Genomic DNA, 25,160 nt, shown 5'->3' on the forward strand with positions numbered 1-25,160 from the left:
GATTCCCCAACATCTGAAACCGCTTCGGCGAATGCCCCGGTAGCGACTCGAGTCATCGGGCTCGCCATCATCGTCCTGAGTGGTTTGCAGATGATGGTGGTGCTCGACGGCACCGTCGCGAACCTCGCGCTGGCGCCATTGCAGGCAGACCTCGGGCTGAGCGACAGTGGTCGCAACTGGGTGTTGACCTCGTACGCGCTTGCGTTTGGTGGGCTCATGCTCCTCGGTGGTCGGCTCGGCGACGCGTTCGGACGCAAGAAGATGTTCATCGCGGGAGTCTCGCTGTTCACGGTGGCGTCGTTGCTCTGTGGACTCGCCCTGAACGAGGGCATGTTGATCGCAGCGCGGGCGCTTCAAGGTGTCGGCGCAGCCGTGGCGTCGCCCACTGCCTTCGCCCTTGTTGCCACGACTTTCGCCGCGGGTCCGGCTCGTAATCAGGCCATCGCGATTTTTGCCGCCATGACGGGCGTCGGATCGATCGCCGGTCTGATCATCGGCGGCGCATTGACCGAGGTGTCGTGGCGTCTGATCTTCCTCATCAACGTCCCGATCGGCATCGCGCTCGTCGGCATGGCGTTCCGCGCCCTTCGCGAGACGAATCAGACGCGTCTGGCTTTGGATGTCCCCGGCGCGATCCTCGCGACCCTCGGTTGTACCGGTGTTGTTTTTGCTCTCACCGAAGGCCCGGAAATGGGATGGGGGAGCATCGCCGTCATCGGTGCATTGGCGGCCGGATTGGTCGCCCTCGCCGCCTTCCTCTTTGTCGAGCGAACTGCAGACAACCCGCTCTTGCCCTTCTCGTTGTTCGCCGATCGCAACCGTGTCGCGACGTTCCTCGCCATCTTCTTCGTCGGTGGCGCGATGTTCAGCATGACGGCCTTCGTCGCACTGTTCGTGCAGGACATCATGCAGTATTCGCCGTTGCGTGCCGGTATCGCGTTCATTCCGTTCGCGTTCGGATTGGGCGCCGCCGCGTCGGTTGCTTCCAAGCTCGCCGTGAAGGTTCAACCCCGCTGGCTGGTCCTCACCGGCGTCGTGATCATGATCGTCGGACTCCTCTACGGCTCTACTCTCGATTCCGACTCCACCTACCTGGCCAACTTGTTCGTGCCCGTGATCGGGATCGGATTCGGTATCGGCCTCGCGATGGTGCCCTTGCCACTGTGCGCGATCGCCGGTGTCCCGGAGACCGAGATCGGCCCGCTGACCGCAATCTCCCAAGTTGCCCAGACGCTCGGTGGACCATTGGCGCTGTCGGTGATCGGTGCAATGGCGACGTCCAAGACGCTCTCGCTCGGCGGCACTTCGGGCAAGGCAGCGGACATGAATCCGGCGCAATTGATTGCACTCGGAGAGGGGTACACCTTCGCACTTGTGGGCTGCGCGGTCTGCGCCGTGTTCGCCGGTATCGCGGCGCTGTGCATCAGGTTCACACCTTCTCAGGTAGCCCAGGCTCAGGCTGCGGAGAAGGCAGCTCAGGGAATCGCCTGATCAGTCCTGTTTTTCCGCTTCGCTAGCCGATACGATCGTTGCAGGACGTGCCGAGAGTCTCGACGGATCGGGGTGCCGTGATGCGGATCGCGGACATATTGCGAAACAAGGGCAACAGCATCGTCACGATCGACGCCCACACGACGGTCAACGGGCTGCTGTGCGATCTTGCCCGCCACAACATCGGAGCCATGGTGGTGGTCGACGACGACGCGGTGGTCGGCATCATCTCCGAACGCGATGTCGTTCGACGCCTGCACGAGCGTGGCCCGGACCTTCTCGGGATCCAGGTTTCCGAGGTCATGACCGCTCTGATGTACACGTGCGTTCCGGCAGACGCAGTGGACAGCATTGCCGCGATCATGACCGAGCGTCGAATCCGGCATCTGCCGGTGATCGAGGATGGCAACCTCCTCGGCATCGTCAGTATCGGTGACGTGGTGAAGAGCCGCATCGACGAGCTCAAGAGCGAACGCGATCAGCTCGAGTCGTACATCGATCAGGGCTGATCGATAGGTTGTCGCACGGTGACTACTCTCGTGTGATGGCCGCATTCCAGGAATCCACAGCAGACACGGTCACCATCGTGGCCGGCCTCGAGAGCACGTTCGCCGACGAACTCGGCGCTCTGACGGTGCCGTGGCAAGGTGCTGCCGCCCCTGACCCGCAGTTGCTCGTGGTGAACGAGCAGCTGGCTGCGTCGTTGAGATTGGACGTAGCAGCGCTGCGAAGTGTGGACGGGATCGGCGTCCTGTCCGGGTCGACGGTGCCGGTCGGGGCCACACCGGTGGCGATGGCGTATGCGGGTCATCAGTTCGGTGGGTACGCACCGATTCTCGGGGACGGTCGGGCGTTGTTACTCGGCGAACTCGTCAGCAGTGCCGGGCAGCGAGTGGACTTGCATCTGAAAGGCTCCGGGCGCACACCGTTCTCTCGGGGCGGCGACGGGTATGCGGTCGTAGGGCCGATGCTGCGCGAATATCTCGTCAGCGAGGCGATGAATGCCCTCGGTGTCCCCACTACACGCGCGCTGTCGGTGGTGGCGACGGGCCGAGACGTTCGCCGCAACGGCGCAGAACCCGGTGCCGTGCTTGCACGGATCGCGTCGAGTCACCTACGCGTTGGGACCTTCGAGTTCGCGGCCCGGCAGGGCGAGGTCTTGCAGCCGCTCACCGACTACGCGATCGCCCGGCACTACCCGGAGCTGACCGAACTTCCGTCAACGGGTACACACAATCGCTATCTGAGGTTCCTCGAGGCGGTCGTCGAGGCGCAGGCGTCACTGGTGGCGAGGTGGATGCTCATCGGTTTCGTGCACGGGGTCATGAACACCGACAACACGACAATTTCGGGAGAGACCATCGATTACGGTCCGTGCGCCTTCCTCGACGCATTCGATCCGGCGGCAGTGTTCAGCTCGATCGACCACGGGGGCCGCTATGCGTTCGGCAATCAGCCCGCTGTACTGAAGTGGAATCTGGCGCGCTTGGCAGAAACACTGTTGCCGCTGATCGATTCCGCACCCGACAATGCGATTTCCGCGGCGTCGGCAGTTCTCGAGACCTTCGACGAGCGCTACGAGGGACACTATGCGGCCGGTCTCGCGGCAAAGATCGGTCTGGCCCAGCCGTTTGTCGATCGGGCGCTCGTCGACGATCTGCTGACGTTGTTGGCGGAACACGGAGCTGATTGGACAGGCAGTTTCCGCGCACTCGCGGACGAATTGCGCGGAAATTCGGCGCCTCTCGACCAACTCGTGCCACGGGAGCACATCGCGCCCTGGTTGCAGCGGTGGCAGGGAGCCCTGACCGAAAACGGACAAGGGGCCGCGGAGACCGCGAGCGCGATGGATCGCGTCAACCCGCTGTACATTCCGCGTAATCATCGGCTCGACGCTGCCCTGCGCGCCGCGACCGACGGCGACCTCGCTCCATTCGAGAAGCTGCTGGAGGTTGTCACGCATCCATTCGACCGACGCGACGAGTGGGCTGACTACACCGAGGCGGCTCCGCGGTCTTTCAGCGAGACGTTCCAAACCTTCTGCGGCACTTGACAGACGAAGCCATCAATCCGTCAGGATGATCAGTTCACGCTCCGACGCGATTTCCACCCGCAGGCCGGCCTTCGACGCCACCCGCGCGACACCCTTGATATCGGTCGGTTCGGCGCGCGAGACCACCAGCGCACGGGCGAGCAGACCCTTGTGGTGCTTGTTGAAGTGACTGACCACCGTCCGGGTGCCGTCCGGCTTCTCGGTGAGGACTGTTGCAATCAAGGCGTCCGGAACGGGACCGAGGTCTTGGTACGTACCCGATCGCAGATCGACGACCAGCCCGTCGGCTTCGGCAGCCAACGCCTTCGGCAGTTCCGGCTTCCACAGGGAGCGGAGCGTGCCCATTCCGGGCAGCTTGGACCCGCCGGAAAGGCGGTAGGCGGGGATCAGATCTCCTGCGCGGACAGCACCGAACAGAGCGGAACCAATGGCGATCCGATCGAGCGCCTTCGCCTTCTGGGCGCGGGTGAACGACTTTGCGTCGAGGGCGTCGAAGAGCACGCCGGTGTAGCGCTGCAGTGCGGGCCGCGTCGCGGACACCCACAGCTTGGCGTTGCGTTCCACTTCGTCTGCTTGCGTCGGACCGAGCCCGAGCGCTTCGCACGACGCCTCGACGTCAGCGGCCAGATCGACCAGCGTCTGAACCAGCAATTCGCGCGTTTCGGTCAACTGTGGCATCGACAGTTCGGCCAGATCGAGGGGCGCATCCTTGCCGCCGTCGGACTTGGTTTCTGAGGGAGGCAGCAGTACAAGCACGCTGTAACCGTACCGAGGCCCGCTCGGCCGACTGCGGCGACTATCCTTACACCTCGTGATTACCCGTCTGTCCCACCTGTTCCTGCGTACCCTGCGTGACGATCCCTCGGACGCCGAAGTTGCCAGCCACAAACTGCTGGTTCGTGCCGGCTACGTGCGTCGTATCGCTCCAGGCGTCTACTCGTGGTTGCCGCTGGGATTGCGGGTGCTGCGCGAGGTAGAGCGTGTCGTCCGTGAAGAAATGAATGCCATTGGCGGACAGGAAATCCTGCTGCCTGCGCTGCTCCCGCGCGACCCCTACGAAGCGTCGAACCGCTGGACCGAGTACGGCCCCAACCTGTTCCGCCTCAAGGACCGCAAGGGCAACGACTACATGCTCGGCCCGACCCACGAGGAGCTCTTTGCTCTGACGGTCAAGGGCGAGTACAACTCCTACAAGGACTTCCCGGTCACCCTGTACCAGGTGCAGACCAAGTACCGCGACGAAGAGCGTCCGCGTGCCGGCATTCTGCGTGGCCGCGAGTTCCTCATGAAGGATTCCTACTCCTTCGACCTGACCGACGAAGGCCTGACGGAGTCGTACCAGGCGCATCGCGGCGCCTACGAGAAGATCTTCACGCGTCTGGGCGTCAAGTACGTCATCGTCTCGGCCACCTCCGGTGCGATGGGCGGCAGCGCGTCCGAGGAGTTCCTTGCCGAGAGCGAGATCGGCGAAGACACCTACGTGCGCTGCCTCGAATCCGGCTACGCCGCCAACGTCGAGGCCGTCAAGACTGTCGTTCCCGACTCGATTCCGTTTGACGGGCTGCCCGAAGCCAAGGTGTACGACACCGCGAACACACCCACCATCGACACCCTGGTGGACTGGGCGAACGGCGCTGATCTCGGCCGTACCGTGACCGCCGCCGACACTCTCAAGAACATCATGGTCAAGACCCGCCTGCCCGGCGGCGAATGGGAACTTCTCGGCATCGGCATCCCCGGCGACCGTGAGGTCGACGAAAAGCGCCTCGAGGCTTCGCTGGAGCCGGCCGAGTTCGTGATGATCACCGAGACCGACTTCAAGAACAACCCGTTCCTGGCCAAGGGTTATATCGGCCCGAAGGCGCTGCAGGCCAACGGAGTTCGCTACCTTGTCGACCCGCGCGTCGTCGACGGCACCAGCTGGATCACCGGCGCCGACGAAGACGGCAAGCACGTGGTCGGCCTCGTTGCCGGTCGCGACTTCACCCCTGACGGAACCATCGAAGCCGCCGAGGTTCGTGACGGCGACGCCTCTCCCGATGGAGCCGGCACGCTGGTCTCGGCTCGCGGTATCGAGATCGGGCACGTCTTCCAACTCGGCCGCAAGTACACCGACGTCTTCACCGTCGACGTCCTCGCCGAGAACGGCAAGCCCGTCCGCCCGACCATGGGTTCGTACGGCGTCGGCGTCTCGCGTCTGGTGGCCGTCATTGCCGAGCAGCACCATGACGAGAAGGGTCTGCGTTGGCCCGCTGAGGTCTCACCGGCCGACGTTTACCTCGTCATTGCGAACAAGGACGAGACCGCTCGCGAAGGCGCCGAAGGCCTCGCCGCGCAGCTCGACCGCGCGGGACTCGAAGTGATCCTCGACGACCGTAAGGCGTCGCCGGGCGTGAAGTTCAAGGACTCCGAGCTGATCGGCGTTCCGCTGATCGTTGTCGTCGGCCGTGGTTGGGCCGACGGCAAGGTCGAGATTCGCGACCGCTTCACCGGCGAGAGCCGTGAGATCGACGCCGACTCGGCGATCGAGGAGATCATCAGCGCAGTTCGCGGCTGATTCGAATAGTCGTCAGGGCCGCCGCAGCCACCTTCCGAGGTGTCTGCGGCGGCCCTTCTTTTCTGCCACAATCGTGGCTATGGAACGCGAACCGGATTGGGCAGAAGTCGACGGCTATCTCGTTTCCACGTTGGTAGGTGAAGATCCGGTTCTCGACGCGGCACTCGCCGCCAATTCCGAGGCAGGTCTCCCGCCCATCGACGTGGCGCCGAACCAGGGCAAGCTCCTCAACCTTCTGGCGCGAATGTGCTTGGCGCGCAATGTTCTCGAGATCGGAACGCTCGGCGGATACAGCACGATCTGGCTCGCTCGCGCGGTCGGTCCCTCGGGCCAGGTCATCACGCTGGAATTCGATCCCACCCACGCGGATGTCGCTCGGGCAAATATCGAGCGCGCCGAACTGGCTGACCGTGTCGACATCCGCGTCGGGGCTGCGCTCGACAGTCTCCCGTTGATCGCGAAAGAAGAGTTGGGACCTTTCGACTTGGTCTTCATCGACGCCGACAAGGAGAACAACACCGAGTACGTGCGGTGGGCGCTGGCTCTTTCGCATCCCGGAACCGTCATCATCGTGGACAACGTGGTGCGTGGGGGACACGTGTCCAACCCGGAGATCGACGACGAGCGCGTCAAAGCGAGTCGAGCGGTGTTGGAGATGATCGCGGCCGAGCCAAAACTCGACGGCACCGCCATTCAAACCGTGGGTTCGAAGGGATGGGACGGGTTTGCCGTTGCAGTAGTGAACGAGTGAGCGCAGACTCGAAGCGGTGAGGATGCTGGGGGCAGCAAAGGCGGCATGGCGATGGGTGCGCAGTGCTCCCGGTACCTACGTCTGGTTGCTGGCCCTGCTGTTCACCACGCTGTTCCTGCGGCATCTGCCTGACAATGTCGAGGAGCGTTTTCTCGGCAAGCGCTCGACCAATCTGCATCACCTGGCCGAAGACCCGCTACGAGTCCTGTTCTCGAGTGCCTTCTGGCTCGAAGGTGGCGGTTGGTTGGGATACCTGGTTCTCTTCACCATCTTTCATGCAACGGCTGAGCGTTGGCTCGGGACATGGCGGTGGCTGTGTGTTGTCGTCATCGCCCACGTCGGAGCCACGTACATCAGCGAAGGTGTTCTGTACGAAGGTATTCGGCACGGATACGTGGCGGAGTCGGCGGTCAACACTCTCGACGTGGGTGTGAGTTACGGTCTGGCCGGCGTCATGGGGATTCTGGTATATCGAATCGTCGATCCGTGGCGATACGTCTATCTCGCGGGGTTGCTGCTCTTCTATGGTGTACCTCTGATTTTCGCCACCAATTTCACCGCCATCGGCCACATGTCTGCGTTGTTGCTCGGGTTGGCGTGCTACCCGATCACGCGCGCTCGGGCCGGCACGTGGAATCCGATGGACCTGTGGCATTCGCGAAGAATCGCAGGTCTTCCATGAATCGCACCGCGGAAAGTTACCCGCTGGTAGTTTAGCGTCATCGACGAAAGGTAATGACGTGTCTGGCACCGATGGATTGCTCTTCAACCCCCATACTTACGACCCCGCTCAGTTCGATCCGGAGACCCGCCGTTTGCTGCGAGCCACCATCGAATGGTTCGAGAGCCGCGGTAAGAAGCAACTGCTTCAGGACGACCTCGACGCCGTGTGGGTCTCCGACTTTCTCGAATTTGTCGGCAAGGAGAAGTTGTTCGCGACGTTCCAGACTCCGGCGGCATTCGCCGACGGTGACGAGAACCGTCGTTGGGACGGTGCCCGCAACGCGGCCTTGAGTGAGATCTTCGGTTTTTACGGACTCGCTTACTGGTACGCCTGGCAGGTCACGATCCTCGGACTCGGACCGATCTGGATGAGTGACAACGACGCTGCGAAGAAGCGTGCAGCGCAGGAACTTGCCGACGGTGGTGTCATGGCGTTCGGGCTGTCCGAGCGCGACCACGGCGCCGACGTGTACTCCACCGACATGCTCCTCACTCCCACCGACGGCGACGTCGCCTTCCGCGCGAGCGGCGAGAAGTACTACATCGGAAACGGCAACGTAGCCGGAATGGTGTCTGTGTTCGGGCGTCGTACCGACGTCGAGGGCCCCGAAGGCTACGTGTTCTTTGTCGCCGACAGTGCACATCCGAACTATCAGCTAGTGGACAACGTCCTGCGCGGGCAGATGTATGTCAGCAATTTCCGCCTCGACGATTACCCGGTGCGCGAGGAAGACATTCTGCACACCGGCGTCGCCGCATTCGAGGCCGCGCTCAACACGGTCAACGTCGGAAAGTTCAACCTCTGCACCGGCTCCATCGGCATCACCGAGCATGCGTTCTTCGAGGCAATCACTCACGCGCAGAATCGAATTCTGTACGGCAATCCCGTCACGGATTTCGCCCACGTTCGCGCCGCCTTCGTCGACGCGTACTCACGTCTGATCGCGATGAAGCAGTTCAGTGCGCGGGCGGTCGACTACTTCCGCAGCGCCAGCCTCGAGGACCGTCGCTACCTGCTGTTCAATCCCATGACCAAGGCCAAGGTCACCTCCGAAGGTGAGAAGGTGGTCGGGTTGCTGCACGATGTGATCGCAGCCAAGGGATACGAGAAGTCCACGTACTTCCGCGAGGCAGCGCAGATGATCGGCACGCTGCCCAAGCTCGAGGGCACCGTCCACGTCAACGTCGGCCTGATTCTCAAGTTCTTGCCGAACTATCTGTTCAACTCGGCGCAGTTCCCGGAGATCGTCACGCGCGACGACGCCGCCGACGACGAGTTCTTCTGGAACCAGGGGCCTACCCGCGGCGCTGCGAAGATTCAGTTCCACGAGTGGAAGCCCGTCTACGAGAAGCACTCTTCGATTCCGAACGTCGCCCGTTTTTACGAGCAGGCGATCGCGCTCACCGAATTGCTCACTGCTGCAGCGCCGGACGCACAGCAGCAGAAGGATCTCGATTTCATGCTCAACGTCGGGCACCTGTTCTCTCTCGTCGTCTACGGTCATCTGATTCTCGAACAGGCCGAGATCAGCGGGCTCGACGCCGACGTTGTCGATCAGATCTTCGACTTCCAGATTCGTGACTTCTCGGGATACGCGATCGCACTGCACGGAAAGCCGTCGTCGACACCCGAGCAGCAGAAGTGGGCCCTGGCCGCGGTGCGGAAGCCTGTTGTCGACAGTGAACGCTTCGACCGGGTGTGGCAGCAGGTCAAGGCGTACGACGGTGCATACGAGATGCGCGCATGACCGCGCCGGTGACGCGCGAGCAGTTGATGGCCGTCGTGGAGGGATCCCCGAAAGCCGTCGGCGCGCATGACCGCTCGACCTGGGTGGCCCTGTTTGCCGGCGACGGACAGGTCAACGACCCTGTAGGTTCACGTCCGCACAACGGTCAGGCGGCGATCGAGAGTTTCTACGACACGTTCATCGCCCCCAATTCGATCACCTTCCATGTCGAGCGCGACATCGTGTGCGGCCGGACGGTGTGGCGCGATCTGAGCCTCGCTACCGAGATGTCGACCGGAGTCGTTCTCGACGTTCCGATGCACTTGCGCTACGACTTGGTGGGGGAGCCCGATTCCTTGCGGATCGGAACCCTCTATGCGCATTGGGAATTGGCGACGATGTTGAGCCAGCTCGCGACTGCTGGTGTGGCGGGGGTGAAGGCGGCCGCGAAGTTGACGCCGCAGTTGCTCTCGAACCAGGGGATCGGCGGGGCGCTCGGGTTCTCGCGCGGCATCTTCGGCGTCGGAGACAAAGGCAAGAAGGCAGCGTCGCGGTTCCTCGATGCGGCCGCTGTCGGCCGAACGCCGCCGGTACCCGTCGAGCTTCCGGCGGGGACGCAGTTGTCCAACGCTGATGTCAACGCTCTGCTCACCGGCGTGACGAAGAGCAAGATGCTGGTTGCCGGTCGCACCGTGACGGCGAGCGTCATCGTGTGCGGGGAACCGGCCATCGCATTGTTCGGCTTCGAGGCGAGCGGTCATCGACTCAATCGGGTGCGTTTCTTCACCGAGAGCTGACATAGAGCCCTCCACATGCAGGTCAGGCTCGGCGCGCCACTCCGGCGCGCCGAGCCTTCGCTTTTCTGAGAATTGTCAGATCGCCCCGAGATCCGCAGACAGCCAGTGCTGCGGATTCATGTAGATCGCTACCTGTTCGCCCAACTGCGATCGCGCGAATTCGAGATACCCGTCGACCTTGTCCGGAGCCAGGTAACGCCGCGAGACTTCGACCAGCATCTCGTCGGTGCCCGGAACGATCTTGTCGACGGATCCGCTGACGCTGACGTAACGGATTGTCGGATCGAGCCTTTCGGCCATCAACGAGAAATGCCCGGCCGACTCGATGAGTCGTGCCTTTCGCGAATCCTTGCCCGTGAGGATCCATGGTTTGCCACCGGGTGAGTACAGGTACCAGATCGGGACGGTCAACGGACCGCGCTCGGTGCCGTCCGCCACGGACAGCGCCCCGATGTGGGGTTCGGCCAGGAACTGTTCACGCTCATTTTCGGAGAGTGCCATTCCTCGAGATTACCGCGACGTTTGACATGGCGTTGTGACTCCGTACACAATCGATGTGCTCATTATGAACAGGCGTTCGCAATGCGAACACGTTTCGATCCGAACTACTGGATCCCAACCGGTCGCGAACGCCCACAAGCAGTGAATGTCGAGGATCCGATGACCGCACATACGCAGTCGAGTTCAATCACCGGTTCGCCTGGGGCGCGTGCCGCAATGTGGGTAGCACCGTTGTGTTGGATCGCTGTGCTTCTGGACGGATTCGACCTGGTCGTACTCGGCGCGGTCATTCCTTCGCTTCTCGACTACGACGCGTGGGGTTTGAGTACGGGCACGATCACGATGATCTCGACCTTCGGGCTCATCGGCATGACCATCGGCGCCCTCGTCATCGGCACTCTCACCGACGTCATCGGTCGACGCCGCGCGCTGCTGTACGCCGTTGCCGCATTCTCGATTCTGACTCTGTTGTGCGCAATTGCGCCCAATCCGTTCATCTTCGGGCTGCTGCGCTTCCTTGCCGGTGTGGGGCTGGGTGGCGCCCTACCGACGGCATTGGCTCTGGTCAACGAATTCTCGAAGAAACAAGGCGGTGGATCTGCGTCGACCATGCTGATGACCGGCTACCACGTCGGCGCCGTTGCCACCGCAGCGCTGGCGCTCGTCGTGATCGAACCTTTCGGTTGGCGAGCGATGTTCGTTGTGGGCGCACTTCCTGCCGTCGCCCTGATTCCACTCATGTTGCGGTATCTGCCGGAATCCCCGTCGTACCTTCTCGCTCACGGAAAGCGTGCCGAAGCCGAGGAAATCGCTGCCCGTTACGGAGTCGAACTCGAGATTGCGCCCACGTCCGAAGTTGAGCGCGCCGAAGCCGCCAATCCCGTTCGCGCACTGTTCTCTTCGAAGTTCCTGCGCAACAGCATCGCCATCTGGATCACCAGTTTCATGGGCTTGCTGCTCGTCTACGGATTGAACACGTGGCTTCCGACGATCATGCGTGAGGCCGGTTACAACCTCGGGGCGTCGTTGACGTTCCTTCTGATCCTCAATGCCGGCGCCGTCGTCGGGCTGTTGATCGCCGGGGGTGTCGCGAACAAGATCGGCCCGCGGACTGCAGCCATCGTGTGGTTCGCCGGAGCTGCACTGTTCCTGGCGCTTCTGAGTGTGAAGGTGTCGTTCGGAATCTACGTGATGGTCTTCCTCGCCGGATGCTTCGTGTTCAGTGCGCAGGTACTGGTCTACGCCTTCACGAGCGCCAATCACCCACCTCAGATTCGCGCGACCGCGCTCGGATGGTCGGCAGGTGTCGGCCGGGTCGGTGCGATCTGTGGCCCGATCCTGGGCGGAGTCCTCCTGGGCGCGGGTTACGCCGTGCCGTGGGGCTTCTACGCTTTCGCGCTCGTCGGACTGCTCGGAGCAATTTCTATCTCCTGCACACGGGTGCGCACCTGAAATACCAGTTTCGCTGGTTGGCGTGCTGCTGCTATCGTAAAACATGAGTATGAAGAGTAGCGCTATCGTCGCGCCGCAGGCACCGCTACCGATGCCATCGTCTCGATCCGGTTTGTGGTGGGGCTTGCTCGGTGTGCTGGCGTTCTCGTTCACCGTTCCGCTCACGCGGGTCGCCGTCGCGGATCTCGACCCCCTGTTCGTCGGCGCGGGCCGCGCCGTCGTTGCCGGGGCCCTTGCGATTGTGATGCTGTCGGTTACTCGCGCGACGCTTCCGACGCTTCGGCAGTGGTTGCGCATCGCACTCGTGACTGTTGGTGCGGTACTGGGGTTTTCACTGTTCACCACGTTTGCGTTGCAGACATCGCCGGCGAGTCACGCGGCAGTCGTGATCGGGCTACTTCCCGCTGCGACCGCGGTATTTGCGGTCGTCCGAGGAAAAGAGCGTCCCAGTAAGGGATTCTGGTGGGCAAGCGCCGCCGGCGCGGTATCGGTCGTAGGGTTCGTGGCGATTGCAAACGGCGGACTCGGCTCGTTTCATCTCGCTGATCTTCTTCTGTTCGCCGCGGTTGTGTGTGCAGCGCTGGCATATTCGGAAGGTGCGTTGCTGGCCCGCGAGATCGGGTCGTGGCAGACGATTGCCTGGGCATTGATTCTCGGACTGCCGGTCACGATTGCGTTGACGGTGGCGTCCATGGCCCAGGCTCCGGTCTCTGCCGATGTGAATTCGTGGCTTTCGTTTGCCTACCTGGGATGCGTGAGTATGTTTCTCGGGTTCTTTCCTTGGTACCGGGGTCTGGCGATCGGTCCCATTTCCACTGTGAGCCAAACACAGTTGGTTCAACCGGTGCTCAGCATTGCCTGGTCGGCGCTGATACTCGGTGAGACGTTGTCGCCCTCGATCGTGGCCGGCGGTGTCGTCGTCATCGGGTGTGCCTGGCTTGCCCTGAAGGCGCGAGTGGCAGCGCCGCGTGCTGTGCCGGCACGCGACGCGACCACTGCTACTGATGAATCAGAAAAGCGGGCCGCCACCGAAGGCACTGCGGTGTGACGCCGGTTGTTTCCCGTTGGCGTCGGTGATTCCGTACTCGACGGCCGTCTCGGCGGTGATCAGTGTGTGACCGCTGCGCGCGTTCACTTCTGGATCGTTGGCCAATGCAGTGATGACTTGGCCGACGAATTCCGGGGTTTCGGCCTCGGCCAGTGAGAAGCCTTCGAAGCTCTCGATCCCACTCGCCTCCATCCGCTCGTTGCGGATCAACCCGAGCCAGAAGGAAAGTGCGGTGACGCCGGTCCCCTTCAATTCGACAGCCATGTCCGCGGCCATCTTGTCCAAACCTGCCTTCGACATCCCGTACAGGACAGAGTGCAGGTACCCGCGGGTGCCGAACGACGAGATGTTGCCGATCACTCCACTGCCCCGGGGAACCATCAATTTCGCCGCTTCCACCGAAGCAACGTAGTGGGCGCGCAGTCCGATTCCGATCAGCGAATCCCAATCGTCGATCGGCCTCTTCCAGAACGGATCGGCGAAGCCTGCATAACCCGCCGGGTTTGCCCAGACGTTGTTGACCAAAAGATCGAGGCGGCCTGACCGCTCTTCGGCGATGCGGGCAAACAGGTTGACGATCTGCTGATCGTCGCCGTGATCGCACTGCACGGCAATGCCGTGACCACCGCGCTCGGTGATCTCCGCCGCGGTGTGATCGAGTGGGCCGTCGGCGCCGACGGTTCCTCGTGCCGTCACGTACACCGTCCACCCGTCGCTTCCCAGAGCGAGGGCAATGCCCTTGCCGACGCTCCGGCTGGCACCGGTTACGAGCGCAACTTTTCCGTTCGTCGTCATCGCCGCCCACCCAACGAACCCTCGGCGATGTCAGCGTCCGGGGAAAGGGGAGTGGTGATCGACCACGTCTCCGTGAAATGGCATTGACTCATTTTCCACATACCGTCCTCGATCACGTACTTGTCGTCGTATTCGCCGGTCATCAACTTCTCGGTGCGCCCGACGGTGTCGATCTGGCGGAACTGCAGAGCCCATCGCCCCACCGCCGACGTCTCCGAGGTCAGTGTGATGTCGGGATGCAATCCGTGATGCATGTCGAGGACCGCGTACCGGCCGTCGACCTTGCGAAGAGCGATCTTCTCGAAGATGTCCGCCATCGGCCCCGCGTCGTCGAAGGCGCCGAGGCGGCCGTAGTCGATCGACGCTCCGGAACGGATGAAGCTGTTGCGGAACCCAACTGGATCCTTGGCATCACATGCTCGCCAGTAGCCGTGCTTGAGCTTCTTGATTTCCTCGATCTGTTCGAGCGCGTCGAGGCGTTGTGCGAGATCCAACGTCGGTCCTTTTCGTCTGGGTTTCCCGGAGACATGTCGGATCGACTGTAGGGTGTCCTCAGTCACATGTGTGTAGTTTTTCCCAGTGACCGGTCAGGAATCGGTGTCGGTTTCGCTCGAGGATTCGTCGCCGGTGAGCGTGATCGCAGTCGAGTCGCTGAAGACGCTGCCCCAGAGCTCGCCGAGGGCTGGATCTTCTTCGGCGTGTTCGGGCGCCATCATTGCGAGCAGATTGTTGATCAGCATCCCGTTCGCGATGAACAAACGCGCTTGCTCGGGTGTGCAACCGGTGCGCTCGCGCAGCAAGGTGTAGATGCCGGACATGGCGTTCCGGGAGACGGCGGCGACATCATCGGTGCTGGTGGCGAAGCCGTGCAACATGACAAGCAGTAGATCTCGGTCGAGAACCAGCTCGCCGTAGGCGGATCCGAGTTCGGCCCAGAACTGCGGATTGCTCGGATCGATCGTGACCGTATCCAATTTGTCGTTGAAGGTGCGGACGATTTCGTCGAGCGCGCGCGTGAACACTGCGTGGAACAAATCTGCCTTGGTTCCGAACATACGCACGACGTAGGGCTGCGAGACACCGGCTTCCTTGGCGACGGCGTCCGTACTGGTCCCCGAGTATCCACCCTTTGCGAAAGCTCGCGTTGCCGCGGCAAGGACCAACGCGCGACGTTCCGGTGCGCTCATCCTGCGGGTACGTGGTTCAGCTGCACCGATCGACATGTTGACACGTTATCACCGGATAGCTTAGTTTCGACTTAAGTAATCATCCGATGCCTTAAGGCACCTTCACTCGAGGAATCACGATGACCGTTTTGACGAAGTCCGGATCGGACGCCGCATCCGGGTCGGAAAGCAGTGGAGGACGTAAGGTTCCGATCGCGATAGCGATGGTTGCTGCCTCTCTGCCCATGTTCATGGCCACCCTCGACAACCTCGTGATGACGAGCGCGCTGCCGGTGATCGAGAAGGAGCTGAATGCGTCCGTCGGGCAACTTCAGTGGTTCATGAATGCGTACACGCTCTGCTTTGCGACGCTGATGCTTTCGGCGACGACGCTCGGCGATCGGTGGGGGCGCCGCAAGATGTTCGTGTTCGGGATCGGGCTGTTCACGGCGGCGTCGATTGCTTCGGCGTTGTCGACGACACCAAGCCTGCTCATCGCGGCCCGAGCCTTTCAGGGCGCCGGCGCTGCCGCGATCATGCCGCTCTCACTCACTCTCCTCGTGGCAGCGGTACCGGAAGCCAAGCGTGCCATGGCAATCGGCGTGTGGGGTGGCGTCTCCGGCCTGGGGATCGCGATGGGTCCCGTGGTCGGTGGAGCGGTAGTCGACGGGTTCTCGTGGCAGGGGATCTTCTGGATCAACGTGCCGGTTGCGATCGTCGCTGTTCCTCTCGCGTTGTATGCGTTGCGTGAATCGACCGGTCGCACACAGCCTCTCGACCTTCCCGGTGTCGCACTCGCCGGACTCGGTGTGTTCCTGGCGGTGTGGGGGATCGTTCACGGCAACGACGAGGGCTGGGGGTCGCTTGGAGTAGTTGCGTCGTTGGTCGGTTCCGCAGTCGCGTTGGCACTGTTCGTGCTTCGCGAGATGAAGACCTCGCATCCGGTCATGCCCCTACGTCTGTTCCGCTCACGCAGCTTCTCGATGGCGAACGTCATCGGCTTGACCTTCTCGATCGGAATCTTCGGGGCGGTGTTCCTGCTGTCGCAGTACCTCCAGATCGTGATGGGCTACAGCCCGTTCCAAGCAGGCCTGCGGACGCTTCCGTGGACGGCAGCGCCGATGATCTTCGCGCCTCTCGCCGGTTTTCTGGCGCCGAAGGTCGGGCTCCGTTCGCTTCTGCTGACCGGTCTGTTGCTCCAGGCCGGAGCATTGTTCTGGTTGGCAGCGTTGATCGGTCCCGACGTGACGTACGGGTCGCTGGTTCCGGCTCTACTGATGGCGGGCATCGGCATGGGCCTGACCTTCGCGCCGAGCTCGACGGCGGTACTCGTCGACATGGACGAGCCTGATCACGGAACGGCCAGTTCGACCAACTCGACGCTTCGTGAGATCGGTGTTGCACTGGGAATCGCGGTTCTCACTGCGGTCTTCCTTGCCGCCGGCGGTGCCCTCACGCCCCTCGGTTACGGAGATGCGCTGACACCTGCACTGCGCGTCGGCGGTTGCTTCGTGTTAGTGGCCGTGGTCGCGGCGTGGTTCGTGCCCTCGCATCGCAAGGCCTGAGCACTGCTGTGCGCCTTTATTAACCGCCGGGGGTTAATAAAGGCGCACAGCAGTTACGAAGTCGGGTCCCCCGGGAACGCTGAGGTGGCCGGAGCGGTTCCCAGCGCGGACCGCCATCCGGCGCCGCGGATTGCCGCATCGGTCAGGCCGTCGATTCCGAATGTGCGGAGTTGGTCGGTATCGACCTGTTCGACGAATGCCCTGTAGGTCACGGCGGTGTCGGATTCGATCTGTGCTGCCAGTTGTGCCGCGGTAACGGCGTCCGTCACCGGAAACGGGATCTCGTACGCTGCCGCGGCTGTCGGCGGGGTCACGCCCGCGTCGGTCGACAGGGCAACCAGCGCATCACGTCGTGCGCGGTGCGCTGCTGTGTGCGTGGCAACCTCGTTGACACGGGCAGGATTCGAAAACGCGGCAACCACTCCGTAAGCGAAGATCGCGGCATTCTCTGATTCGATTGCGGTCAGCAAGGCAGAACTCTCGGATCGACGGGTGTGCGAAATGATCACGGAAGCAACACCGCAACCTGAGTCGAGCACGACGCGCTGATCGAACCGAGCAGGCCCGCGCGATAGCCGGACATCGTCCGAGCGAGGTCCGCGGCACTGCGCGCCGAATCGGCCAGCGAGGTACTCAAGGTTTCGACGCCCGTAGGAGCGTTTGCGACCGAGGTCGACGGGGGCGCTGTGGTCGTAGCGGCGCCGCTGCCCGCTGCTCGCGCAATCTCGGCGTCGAGTTCGAGTGCATGCGCTGTGCGTTCGGCGCTGATCGTGGTCAGTGATGCCGACTTGTCCGGCGCAAGAGCGATGGCGGCGGTTGCGGCTGCCGCGTCGGAGCGGGCTCGATCGGCCTGGGCCGTCAGCTGGTCGACTTCTGCAGCCGCCTCCGCTGTGCCGTTGTCGGTGCAGGCGGACAACGAGAAGGCAGCAGCGCCCAACGCTGCTGTTCCCGTCATCTTGAGCGCACTCCGCCGGGAGAGTGGGGTAGTAGTCATGGGCGTCAGCACCAGTCCATCGTGCCAGGTGGTCGGCCGATCGTTCGAATCCGCGGCACGTGTTCAAGTGTGACGTGCGTCGGGCACTCTGGTCACGGAGACGCGCAATGAGCGGTACTCTTGGATGCTTGCAGCATGTGGCACCTGGTGTCTTTTCATGCTCGCAGCCGCCCACGTCGACAGTCGACACAAGTCGGACAATCGACGACAACTGAAATGAGGAGTTCGCGAGATGCCGGTGCCATCCAGGGAGAGGGTGATCGAGCTGATCTCCGAACTCGTGCACGCCCAGGGTTACGACGTCGACGACGTTGTCGTGACCAGTGCGGGCAAGCACAGCGCGGTGCGCATCATGGTCGACAGCGATGCTGGGATCGAGCTCGATGCCGCCGCGGAGATCAGCAGACTCGTTTCGGAACTTTTCGACACCCTCGAGGAAATCGGTGAAACGCCGTACACCCTCGAGGTGACCTCCCCGGGAATTGACCGCCCACTGACGCTCGATCGTCACTGGCGTCGGGCTCGCGGACGTAAAGCGCGAATCGATCTGGCCGGCGAGACCGTGGTGGGCCGTATCGGAACGATGAACGACGATTCCGTGGCAGTTGTCATCGGTGGCCGTGGCGGACTGACCGTGCGCGAGATTGCACTGGGCGACGTTCAAAAGGCTGTAGTTCAGGTGGAGTTCTCGAAGCCCAGTGAGGCGGAGTTGGAACTCGCGGGCGGCATCCCGGAGGGGCGCGCAGTTCCTTCGGATGCGGTTGACCTCACCGAGGACTCGGGCGTGGACAGTGTCGAAGACGACGAAGCAGAATTAGAAGACGTAGAAAACGAAGAAGGGTTCGACAAGTGAATATCGACATTGCAGCGTTGCGAGCGATCGAAGCCGAAAAAGGTGTCTCGATCGAAACTGTGATCGCCACGATCCAGACCGCGCTGCTGACGGCGTACCGCCACACCGAGGGGCACAAGCAGAACGCTCGGATCGATGTCAACATCAAGACCGGTTCGGTGCGAGTGATGGCGCACGACACCGATGCCGACGGCAACATGATCGGTGAGGAGTGGGACGACACTCCCGAGGGATTCGGACGCATCGCGGCGACCACCGCACGCCAGGTCATCCTGCAGCGTCTGCGCGACGCCGAGCACGAGCGCAGTTTCGGTGAGTTCTCGACCCATGAGGGTGAAATCGTCGGTGGTGTCATTCAGCGTGACACGCGTGCGAATTCCCGCGGAATGGTCGTCGTCCGAATCGGCAGCGAATCCAATGGCGCCGAGGGATTGTTGCCGCCTGCAGAACAGGTTCCCGGCGAGAACTACGAGCACGGTGAGCGAATCAAGTGCTACGTCGTCGGAGTTGCTCGCGGAGCCCGCGGCCCACAGATCACCCTCTCGCGGACCCACCCGAACCTGGTTCGCAAGTTGTTCGCACTCGAGGTTCCAGAGATCGCGGACGGCAGCGTCGAGATCATCAACGTCGCGCGCGAAGCGGGACATCGTTCCAAGATCGCCGTTGCCTCACGTGTGCAGGGGCTCAACGCAAAGGGTGCATGCATCGGCCCGATGGGTCAGCGCGTCCGCAACGTCATGAGCGAACTCGCGGGGGAGAAGATCGACATCATCGACTTCGACGAAGATCCCGCGACGTTTGTGGGCAACGCACTTTCCCCGTCGAAAGTGGTCTCCGTCACTGTCGTCGATCCCGAGGCTCGTGCGGCCCGTGTCATCGTGCCCGATTTCCAGCTTTCGTTGGCCATCGGAAAAGAGGGTCAAAATGCCCGCCTGGCTGCGCGGTTGACGGGTTGGCGTATCGACATTCGTAGCGATGCGGCACCCGTTGGCGACGCGTCCGACCGGCCCGCCACGTCCAACGGATAACGGTGGAATGCAGTGATCGAGACGGTTCGGCGGTAGAGTGGACAATGGTTCGACGTGAGTCCTCGGATTCTGCGCGCGTGAAACCCGGTTCGCCGGTCAGAACGTGTGTGGGATGCAGGGAACAAGGGTCGGCTGTCGATCTGTTGAGGGTCGTGGTTGGTGAGCAGGGGCCGGAGGGTTCCCCGCTCGTCCCCGACGTATCGCGAAGACTCCCCGGTCGAGGTGCATGGCTGCACCTGGATCCGAGTTGTCTGAGCCTGGCAGAGCGGCGCCGAGCATTCAGCAGAGCACTGCGAGTGTCCGGAAATCTGGACACGTCCGCTGTCGACCAGCTGGTCGACGCAGTTCACACAAAAGCAGTACCTCTCGAGAAGAACAGGCACAAGCACTCATGAGCACACCGTGAAGCACCAACGATGAACGTCCATCGGCGATAACCCGAGGTCGTGCGGGACCCACATCTGTGGGATGCCTCCTGCTCGACCTCATCAGTGAGGAGAGCAGTGGCAGGCAAGGCCCGCGTGCACGAGTTGGCTAAAGAACTCGGTGTCACCAGCAAGGAACTACTCGCAACGCTCAAGGAGCAAGGCGAGTTCGTGAAGTCTGCGTCATCCACAGTGGAGGCGCCCGTCGCCCGTCGTCTGCGGGAGTCATTCCCGTCGGCAGGCGGAGCAGAAACCAAGTCCGAGACCGGCGCAGCCGCTCCGGCGGCTCGCCCCGCGGCAAAGCCCGGCGCACCGTCGCCGTCGGCTGCAAAGCCTGGCGCACCGCGTCCCGGCCCCAAGCCGGCCGCACCCGCACCGGCTGCTCCCGCAGCTCCGGCCCCGGCAGCCCCCGCGGCTCCCGCAGCCGCTGCTCCGGCAGCACCGTCAGCGCCGTCAGCGCCGGTCCCCACCCCGACGTTCAACGCTCCGAAACCAGCACAGCCGGCACGTCCGGCTCCGGCTGCTCCCGCAGCGTCGGCACCGGCAGCCCCCGCGGCTCCGGCCGCACCGTCCACCGGCGCAAAGCCCGGCGGACCGCGTCCGGGACCGAAGGCACCTCGCGTCGGTAACAACCCGTACTCCTCGGCACCCGCCGAGCGTCCGGCACCTCGTCCGGCTCCCGGCGCACCGCGTCCGGGCGCAGGTCAGGGCGGTTCTCGTCCGGCTCCGGGTCAGGGCGGTCCCCGTCCGGCTCCCGGTCAGGGTGGACCTCGTCCGGCTCCGGGTCAGGGCGGTCCCCGTCCGGCTCCCGGCCAGGGTGGACCCCGTCCGCCTGCAGGTCAGGGCGGACCCCGTCCCAGCCCCGGCTCCATGCCTCCTCGCCCGAACCCGGGTGCAATGCCTGCTCGTTCCGCTCGTCCCGCGCCCGGTGGCGGCGGACGTCCGGGTCGTCCCGGTGGCGCTCCCGGTGGTCGTCCGGGCGGCGGCGGCGGTGGATACCGCGGCGGCGGCGCTCCCGGCGCCGGTGCTGGTGCAGGTGCTCCCGGTGGAGCAGCTCCGGCCGGTGGATTCCGCGGTCGTCCCGGCGGCGGTGGCCGTCCCGGTCAGCGCGGCGCAGCGGCAGGTGCATTCGGTCGTCCCGGGGGAGCAGTTCGCCGTGGACGTAAGTCGAAGCGGGCGAAGCGCGCCGAGTACGAAAGCATGCAGGCTCCCGCAGTCGGCGGCGTCAGGCTGCCACGCGGCAACGGTGAGACCATCCGTCTCGCTCGCGGCGCATCGCTGTCGGACTTCGCGGACAAGATCGATGCGAACCCCGCAGCACTCGTGCAGGCGTTGTTCAACCTCGGTGAGATGGTCACGGCAACTCAGTCGGTCAACGACGAGACGCTGGAGCTGCTCGGCGGCGAAATGAACTACGTCGTGCAGGTCGTCAGCCCGGAGGACGAGGACCGCGAGCTGCTCGACAGCTTCGACCTCACCTACGGCGAGGACGCCGGCGGAGAAGAGGACCTCGAGTCCCGTCCGCCTGTGGTCACCGTCATGGGCCACGTCGACCACGGTAAGACCCGTCTGCTCGACGTGATCCGTAAGGCGAATGTCCGTGAGGGCGAAGCCGGCGGCATCACGCAGCACATCGGTGCCTACCAGGTGCTGACCGAGCTCGAGGGCAACGAGCGTCTCGTGACGTTCATCGACACCCCCGGTCACGAGGCCTTCACGGCCATGCGTGCTCGTGGTGCCAAGGCCACCGACCTCGCGATCCTTGTTGTCGCAGCCGACGACGGCGTCATGCCGCAGACGGTGGAAGCGATCAACCACGCCCAGGCGGCCGACGTGCCGATCGTGGTCGCGGTGAACAAGATCGACAAGGAAGGCGCGAACCCGGACAAGATCCGGCAGCAGCTCACCGAGTACGGACTGGTGGCCGAGGAGTACGGCGGAGACACCATGTTCGTCGACATCTCGGCGAAGCAGGGTCTCAACATCGACGCACTGCTCGAAGCAGTGCTGTTGACGGCCGACGCTTCCCTGGATCTGCGCGCCAACCCTGACATGGACGCTCAGGGTGTTGCCATCGAGGCGCACCTCGACCGTGGCCGCGGCCCCGTCGCTACCGTGCTCATTCAGCGCGGAACGCTGCGGGTCGGCGACTCGATCGTTGCCGGCGATGCTTACGGCCGCGTCCGCCGCATGGTGGACGAGCACGGTCAGGACGTCCACGAGGCACTGCCTTCACGTCCGGTCCAGGTCATCGGCTTCACGTCGGTCCCCGGTGCAGGCGACAACCTGCTCGTGGTCGACGAGGACCGTATCGCTCGTCAGATCGCGGACCGTCGCAACGCACGTAAGCGCAACGCGCTTGCAGCGAAGAGTCGTAAGCGCATCAGCCTCGACGATCTCGATGCAGCTCTGAAGGAACATTCACAGCTGAACTTGATCCTCAAGGGTGACAACTCGGGAACCGTGGAGGCCCTCGAAGAGGCTCTCCTCGGAATTCCGATCGACGACGAGGTGCAGTTGCGCGTCATCGACCGCGGTGTCGGTGGCATCACGGAGACCAACGTCAACCTGGCTGCTGCGTCCAACGCGATCATCATCGGCTTCAACGTCCGCGCCGAAGGCAAGGCAACGGAGCTGGCGAACCGCGAGGGCGTCGACATTCGCTACTACTCGGTGATCTACCAGGCCATCGACGAGGTCGAGAAGGCACTCAAGGGTCTGCTCAAGCCGGTGTACGAAGAGGTCGAGCTGGGCAAGGCAGAGATCCGCGCCATGTTCCGTTCGTCCAAGATCGGCAACATTGCCGGTTGCTTGGTCACGTCGGGCAGCATCCGTCGCAACGCCAAGGCACGTCTCATCCGCGACAGCAAGGTCATTGCCGAGACGGTCACCATCTCCTCGCTCAAGCGGGAGAAGGAAGACGCTACCGAGGTTCGCGAAGGCTACGAATGTGGTTTGACCGTTACCTATTCCGATATCAAGATCGGTGACGTTCTCGAGTGCTACGAGCTTCGCGAGAAGCCGCGCGACTGATTATGTCGACACGGGCGTTGGGGCGGACGCACGTGAGTACTAGCTGACATGGACTCTCTCGGACTTGAACATACAAGTCCGAGAGAGTCCATTCGGCTCTGTATAGGGGGAAAATGTTTGTAGGGGCACTGGAGTTCGACATCCTTTTCGGCGATGTCCACTCACTCAAGGAAAAGCGTTCGATGCTGTCGCCGATCCTGACGGAACTCCGTCGATTCGGTGTGAGTGCAGCGGAGGCGGGGGAGCAGGGACGCCTGCGTCGTGCGCTCGTGGGCGTCGGTGTGGTCAGTTCGTCCGTCGATCACCTGCACGATGTTCTCGATCATTGTGAGCGGGCGGTCGCTGAGCGTCCGGAGATTCAGTTGCTGGCTGTGCGAAGGCGAATTTTCGGCCCGGAAGACTGAGCGTCATCGGGCGGTGTCGCTTTAGCCACTCTTCCAGACGCCGTAACGAATCGAGTTCGTCGGCAAGGGATTCGGTGGCTTCGGGTCCAACTGTGGCGGTGTTTGTGCTCACGCTCGACACATGCGACAACTGTGGAGATCGACGACGGCCCTGGCGGCGGTGGCTCGTGGTCGAAGACCTCTACCGATGGTGATTTGGTTGCCGGGTAGCCGATGGACGAGACTGTTGTCGGTAATAATTCTTGTTAACCAGAACTTTGATCGATCGAGTCACCTCGATTCGAGTGGCCAGGTAGAGGAGACTGACAGTCATGGTAGATCCAGCCCGGGCACGCAAGTTGGCAAAGCGTATCGGAACCATCGTCGCGACGGCGATCGATCACGAGATCAAGGATCCGCGACTCGCATTCGTGACCATCACGGACACCAAGGTCACCAACGATCTGCACGACGCGACGGTGTACTACACAGTCATGGGCGAGAAGGTCGATTCCGCACCCGATGTGGAAGCCGCCGCCGCAGGTCTCGAGAAGGCCAAGGGTGTTCTGCGCTCGAAGGTCGGTGCCGGAACCGGAGTTCGCTTCACACCGACTCTGACGTTTGTCGCCGATACCGTTCCCGACACCGCGCGTCATATGGAAGAACTGCTGGCCCGTGCCAAGGCCGCCGACGACGAGGTCGCCAAGGCGCGTGAGAATGCACAACCGGCCGGAGATGCAGATCCGTACAAGGAGCCGCGAGTGGCTTCGGACGAAGACGAGGCGTCGCCAGATGTTCGTGAAGCCGACTGACGCGCACCGAGAATGACGATCACCGCACTTTCGGACGTCGACCCCTGCGAGGCGAAGTTCGCTCAGGTGGCCGAGGTTCTCGAATCGGCACACACGGTGACAATTCTCTGCCATGTGCAGCCGGATGCGGACACGATCGGCAGCGGACTTGCGCTCGGTCTCGTTCTCGAGCGTCGGGGCATTTCGGTGCAGGTCGCGTTCAGTCGGCCGTCGGCGCTGCCCGAGTCGATGCGCGATTTCCCCGGTCTCCACTTGCTCGTGGCGCCCACTGATGTTCGGGAAAGTGTCGATGTACTGGTGACGGTGGATGTCGGCAGCGAGGGCCGTCTCGGTGAGTTGTCGAGTCGACTCGCCGGCGCGAATCGCACGATCGTCCTTGATCACCATCGCTCCAATTCCGAATTCGGAAGTATCAACGTCGTCGACGAAACCGCTGCTTCGACGACGGCGCTCATCGCACGATTCTTCGATGCGTGGGGAGTCGCGATCGATCGCGATATCGCGCACTGTCTCTATGCCGGACTGGTCACCGACACCGGCTCCTTCCGGTGGGGAGGTCCGCTTCCGCACGTGCTCGCGGCGCGTTTGCTGGCGACCGGCATCGACGGCGACGCGATTGCGCGAAAGCTGCTCGACACCCATCCATTCGGGTGGTTGCCGATGCTGGCTTCGGTACTCGGGTCCGCGGTGCTGGTCCCGGAAGCCGCGGACGGCCGTGGGCTGGTGTACGCGGTCATCCGACGCAGTGACATCGGCGATCTTCGCTCCGAGGAGATCGAGAGCGTCGTCGATATCGTGCGAACCACTTCGGAAGCCGAAGTTGCCGCAGTACTTAAAGAGTCGGTTTCCGGAAGCTGGTCGATCTCGTTGCGTGCAAAGTCGGCGATCGACGTGTCGGCGGTCGCTGAAAGTCTTGGTGGCGGCGGACATCGGCTGTCGGCCGGATACACGTCGACCAGTTCCAGCGACGAGATTGTTGCCGCGCTCGTCGCGGCACTCGGCTGAA

The 25,160-nt window shown here is 63.0% G+C and carries 25 protein-coding genes; 18 read left to right on the plus strand and 7 right to left on the minus strand.

What is annotated here, in order from left to right:
• Positions 1–90 precede the first annotated feature (90 nt).
• The 3 genes from ASU23_RS21135 (at position 91) to ASU23_RS21145 (ending at position 3,544) form a co-directional block, all read left to right on the plus strand.
• On the plus strand, positions 91–1,491 hold the full coding sequence (locus ASU23_RS21135) for an MFS transporter (RefSeq protein WP_228402275.1): 1,401 nt from the start codon (positions 91–93) through the stop codon (positions 1,489–1,491).
• 80 nt (positions 1,492–1,571) lie between these two features.
• Positions 1,572–2,000: a CBS domain-containing protein gene (locus ASU23_RS21140; RefSeq protein WP_007735005.1), complete on the plus strand. Its 429-nt coding sequence runs from the start codon at positions 1,572–1,574 to the stop codon at positions 1,998–2,000.
• A 35-nt stretch (positions 2,001–2,035) separates the two neighbouring features.
• Positions 2,036–3,544, plus strand: coding sequence for a YdiU family protein (locus tag ASU23_RS21145; protein ID WP_058038651.1), 1,509 nt, complete (start codon positions 2,036–2,038; stop codon positions 3,542–3,544).
• A 12-nt stretch (positions 3,545–3,556) separates the two neighbouring features.
• Here ASU23_RS21145 and yaaA read toward each other — a convergent pair whose 3' ends face one another.
• Positions 3,557–4,300 (minus strand): peroxide stress protein YaaA, encoded by a 744-nt coding sequence (gene yaaA, locus ASU23_RS21150; protein WP_047271360.1) that lies wholly within the window; start codon positions 4,298–4,300, stop codon positions 3,557–3,559.
• 55 nt (positions 4,301–4,355) lie between these two features.
• On the opposite strand from yaaA, the gene ASU23_RS21155 reads away from it, so the two are divergent.
• The 5 genes from ASU23_RS21155 to ASU23_RS21175 all read left to right on the plus strand — a co-directional run bounded on the left by ASU23_RS21155 (position 4,356) and on the right by ASU23_RS21175 (position 10,099).
• Positions 4,356–6,101 carry a proline--tRNA ligase gene (locus tag ASU23_RS21155; protein ID WP_054188575.1) on the plus strand — a complete coding sequence of 582 codons (1,746 nt, stop codon included), beginning with the start codon at positions 4,356–4,358 and terminating at the stop codon, positions 6,099–6,101.
• A 79-nt stretch (positions 6,102–6,180) separates the two neighbouring features.
• Complete coding sequence (locus tag ASU23_RS21160; RefSeq protein ID WP_058038652.1) at positions 6,181–6,852, plus strand: O-methyltransferase; 672 nt, start codon at positions 6,181–6,183, stop codon at positions 6,850–6,852.
• 22 nt (positions 6,853–6,874) lie between these two features.
• A complete protein-coding gene (locus ASU23_RS21165; protein ID WP_003942804.1) occupies positions 6,875–7,534 on the plus strand; it encodes a rhomboid-like protein in 660 nt (219 codons plus the stop codon).
• A 58-nt stretch (positions 7,535–7,592) separates the two neighbouring features.
• Positions 7,593–9,323, plus strand: coding sequence for an acyl-CoA dehydrogenase family protein (locus ASU23_RS21170; protein WP_007735018.1), 1,731 nt, complete (start codon positions 7,593–7,595; stop codon positions 9,321–9,323).
• A complete protein-coding gene (locus ASU23_RS21175) occupies positions 9,320–10,099 on the plus strand; it encodes a ketosteroid isomerase family protein (RefSeq protein ID WP_030535621.1) in 780 nt (259 codons plus the stop codon). Before ASU23_RS21170 ends, ASU23_RS21175 begins: the two co-directional genes overlap by 4 nt.
• 75 nt (positions 10,100–10,174) lie before the next feature.
• Here ASU23_RS21175 and ASU23_RS21180 read toward each other — a convergent pair whose 3' ends face one another.
• Positions 10,175–10,600, minus strand: a complete 426-nt coding sequence (locus ASU23_RS21180) for a pyridoxamine 5'-phosphate oxidase family protein (protein WP_003942732.1) — start codon at positions 10,598–10,600, stop codon at positions 10,175–10,177.
• A 159-nt stretch (positions 10,601–10,759) separates the two neighbouring features.
• On the opposite strand from ASU23_RS21180, the gene ASU23_RS21185 reads away from it, so the two are divergent.
• Positions 10,760–12,052 carry an aromatic acid/H+ symport family MFS transporter gene (locus ASU23_RS21185; RefSeq protein ID WP_042450882.1) on the plus strand — a complete coding sequence of 431 codons (1,293 nt, stop codon included), beginning with the start codon at positions 10,760–10,762 and terminating at the stop codon, positions 12,050–12,052.
• A gap of 91 nt (positions 12,053–12,143) precedes the next feature.
• Complete coding sequence (locus ASU23_RS21190; protein WP_007735024.1) at positions 12,144–13,100, plus strand: DMT family transporter; 957 nt, start codon at positions 12,144–12,146, stop codon at positions 13,098–13,100.
• Here the strand turns inward: ASU23_RS21190 and ASU23_RS21195 are convergent.
• The 3 genes from ASU23_RS21195 to ASU23_RS21205 form a co-directional block, all read right to left on the minus strand.
• Positions 13,062–13,895 carry an SDR family NAD(P)-dependent oxidoreductase gene (locus tag ASU23_RS21195; protein ID WP_058038653.1) on the minus strand — a complete coding sequence of 278 codons (834 nt, stop codon included), beginning with the start codon at positions 13,893–13,895 and terminating at the stop codon, positions 13,062–13,064. The two genes, ASU23_RS21190 and ASU23_RS21195, sit on opposite strands and share 39 nt — an antisense overlap.
• Positions 13,892–14,389, minus strand: a complete 498-nt coding sequence (locus ASU23_RS21200) for a nuclear transport factor 2 family protein (RefSeq protein WP_058038654.1) — start codon at positions 14,387–14,389, stop codon at positions 13,892–13,894. The genes ASU23_RS21195 and ASU23_RS21200 overlap by 4 nt, the downstream gene beginning before the upstream one ends.
• 93 nt (positions 14,390–14,482) lie before the next feature.
• Complete coding sequence (locus tag ASU23_RS21205; protein ID WP_003942694.1) at positions 14,483–15,118, minus strand: TetR/AcrR family transcriptional regulator; 636 nt, start codon at positions 15,116–15,118, stop codon at positions 14,483–14,485.
• An 83-nt stretch (positions 15,119–15,201) separates the two neighbouring features.
• On the opposite strand from ASU23_RS21205, the gene ASU23_RS21210 reads away from it, so the two are divergent.
• Positions 15,202–16,626, plus strand: coding sequence for an MFS transporter (locus tag ASU23_RS21210; protein ID WP_047271367.1), 1,425 nt, complete (start codon positions 15,202–15,204; stop codon positions 16,624–16,626).
• Positions 16,627–16,679: 53 nt separating this feature from the next.
• Here ASU23_RS21210 and ASU23_RS21215 read toward each other — a convergent pair whose 3' ends face one another.
• Both ASU23_RS21215 and ASU23_RS21220 read right to left on the minus strand, forming a co-directional pair.
• Positions 16,680–17,135 (minus strand): ferritin-like domain-containing protein, encoded by a 456-nt coding sequence (locus ASU23_RS21215; protein WP_058038655.1) that lies wholly within the window; start codon positions 17,133–17,135, stop codon positions 16,680–16,682.
• Positions 17,132–17,581 carry a hypothetical protein gene (locus ASU23_RS21220; RefSeq protein ID WP_042450877.1) on the minus strand — a complete coding sequence of 150 codons (450 nt, stop codon included), beginning with the start codon at positions 17,579–17,581 and terminating at the stop codon, positions 17,132–17,134. Before ASU23_RS21220 ends, ASU23_RS21215 begins: the two co-directional genes overlap by 4 nt.
• A gap of 271 nt (positions 17,582–17,852) precedes the next feature.
• Between ASU23_RS21220 and rimP the strand changes: the two genes are divergently transcribed.
• The 7 genes from rimP (at position 17,853) to ASU23_RS21255 (ending at position 25,159) form a co-directional block, all read left to right on the plus strand.
• Positions 17,853–18,473 carry a ribosome maturation factor RimP gene (gene rimP / locus ASU23_RS21225; RefSeq protein WP_050655155.1) on the plus strand — a complete coding sequence of 207 codons (621 nt, stop codon included), beginning with the start codon at positions 17,853–17,855 and terminating at the stop codon, positions 18,471–18,473.
• Positions 18,470–19,501, plus strand: a complete 1,032-nt coding sequence (gene nusA / locus ASU23_RS21230; protein WP_003942738.1) for a transcription termination factor NusA — start codon at positions 18,470–18,472, stop codon at positions 19,499–19,501. The genes rimP and nusA overlap by 4 nt, the downstream gene beginning before the upstream one ends.
• A gap of 44 nt (positions 19,502–19,545) precedes the next feature.
• The gene (locus tag ASU23_RS21235; RefSeq protein WP_019748063.1) at positions 19,546–19,896 is read left to right on the plus strand and encodes a YlxR family protein; all 351 of its coding nucleotides are present in this window, start codon (positions 19,546–19,548) and stop codon (positions 19,894–19,896) included.
• 108 nt (positions 19,897–20,004) lie between these two features.
• Entirely contained in the window at positions 20,005–22,959 is a 2,955-nt protein-coding gene (gene infB / locus ASU23_RS21240) for a translation initiation factor IF-2 (RefSeq protein WP_058038656.1), read from the plus strand.
• Between the two features lie 113 nt (positions 22,960–23,072).
• Positions 23,073–23,363: a DUF503 domain-containing protein gene (locus ASU23_RS21245; protein WP_003942205.1), complete on the plus strand. Its 291-nt coding sequence runs from the start codon at positions 23,073–23,075 to the stop codon at positions 23,361–23,363.
• 311 nt (positions 23,364–23,674) lie between these two features.
• Entirely contained in the window at positions 23,675–24,154 is a 480-nt protein-coding gene (gene rbfA / locus ASU23_RS21250) for a 30S ribosome-binding factor RbfA (RefSeq protein ID WP_003942248.1), read from the plus strand.
• 12 nt (positions 24,155–24,166) lie between these two features.
• The gene (locus ASU23_RS21255; RefSeq protein WP_058038657.1) at positions 24,167–25,159 is read left to right on the plus strand and encodes a bifunctional oligoribonuclease/PAP phosphatase NrnA; all 993 of its coding nucleotides are present in this window, start codon (positions 24,167–24,169) and stop codon (positions 25,157–25,159) included.
• Position 25,160 lies beyond the last annotated feature (1 nt).

Origin of the sequence: Rhodococcus sp. KB6 (assembly GCF_001445685.1) — a bacterium.
In the GTDB taxonomy this organism is placed as follows: domain Bacteria; phylum Actinomycetota; class Actinomycetes; order Mycobacteriales; family Mycobacteriaceae; genus Rhodococcus_F; species Rhodococcus_F qingshengii.

What these genes read in the sequence shown, in the direction of transcription:
- ASU23_RS21145 (WP_058038651.1), top strand. Translation starts at nt 2,036, where the DNA reads ATGGCCGCATTCCAGGAATCCACAGCAGACACGGTCACCATCGTGGCC.
- ASU23_RS21245 (WP_003942205.1), top strand. Translation starts at nt 23,073, where the DNA reads ATGTTTGTAGGGGCACTGGAGTTCGACATCCTTTTCGGCGATGTCCAC.
- ASU23_RS21165 (WP_003942804.1), top strand. Translation starts at nt 6,875, where the DNA reads ATGCTGGGGGCAGCAAAGGCGGCATGGCGATGGGTGCGCAGTGCTCCC.
- ASU23_RS21195 (WP_058038653.1), bottom strand. Translation starts at nt 13,895, where the DNA reads ATGACGACGAACGGAAAAGTTGCGCTCGTAACCGGTGCCAGCCGGAGC.
- ASU23_RS21175 (WP_030535621.1), top strand. Translation starts at nt 9,320, where the DNA reads ATGACCGCGCCGGTGACGCGCGAGCAGTTGATGGCCGTCGTGGAGGGA.
- ASU23_RS21255 (WP_058038657.1), top strand. Translation starts at nt 24,167, where the DNA reads ATGACGATCACCGCACTTTCGGACGTCGACCCCTGCGAGGCGAAGTTC.
- ASU23_RS21140 (WP_007735005.1), top strand. Translation starts at nt 1,572, where the DNA reads ATGCGGATCGCGGACATATTGCGAAACAAGGGCAACAGCATCGTCACG.
- ASU23_RS21220 (WP_042450877.1), bottom strand. Translation starts at nt 17,581, where the DNA reads ATGACGGGAACAGCAGCGTTGGGCGCTGCTGCCTTCTCGTTGTCCGCC.
- rbfA (WP_003942248.1), top strand. Translation starts at nt 23,675, where the DNA reads ATGGTAGATCCAGCCCGGGCACGCAAGTTGGCAAAGCGTATCGGAACC.
- ASU23_RS21205 (WP_003942694.1), bottom strand. Translation starts at nt 15,118, where the DNA reads ATGTCGATCGGTGCAGCTGAACCACGTACCCGCAGGATGAGCGCACCG.
- ASU23_RS21185 (WP_042450882.1), top strand. Translation starts at nt 10,760, where the DNA reads ATGACCGCACATACGCAGTCGAGTTCAATCACCGGTTCGCCTGGGGCG.
- ASU23_RS21235 (WP_019748063.1), top strand. Translation starts at nt 19,546, where the DNA reads ATGGTTCGACGTGAGTCCTCGGATTCTGCGCGCGTGAAACCCGGTTCG.
- ASU23_RS21210 (WP_047271367.1), top strand. Translation starts at nt 15,202, where the DNA reads ATGACCGTTTTGACGAAGTCCGGATCGGACGCCGCATCCGGGTCGGAA.
- ASU23_RS21160 (WP_058038652.1), top strand. Translation starts at nt 6,181, where the DNA reads ATGGAACGCGAACCGGATTGGGCAGAAGTCGACGGCTATCTCGTTTCC.
- ASU23_RS21180 (WP_003942732.1), bottom strand. Translation starts at nt 10,600, where the DNA reads ATGGCACTCTCCGAAAATGAGCGTGAACAGTTCCTGGCCGAACCCCAC.
- ASU23_RS21190 (WP_007735024.1), top strand. Translation starts at nt 12,144, where the DNA reads ATGCCATCGTCTCGATCCGGTTTGTGGTGGGGCTTGCTCGGTGTGCTG.
- rimP (WP_050655155.1), top strand. Translation starts at nt 17,853, where the DNA reads ATGCCGGTGCCATCCAGGGAGAGGGTGATCGAGCTGATCTCCGAACTC.
- ASU23_RS21135 (WP_228402275.1), top strand. Translation starts at nt 91, where the DNA reads ATGATGGTGGTGCTCGACGGCACCGTCGCGAACCTCGCGCTGGCGCCA.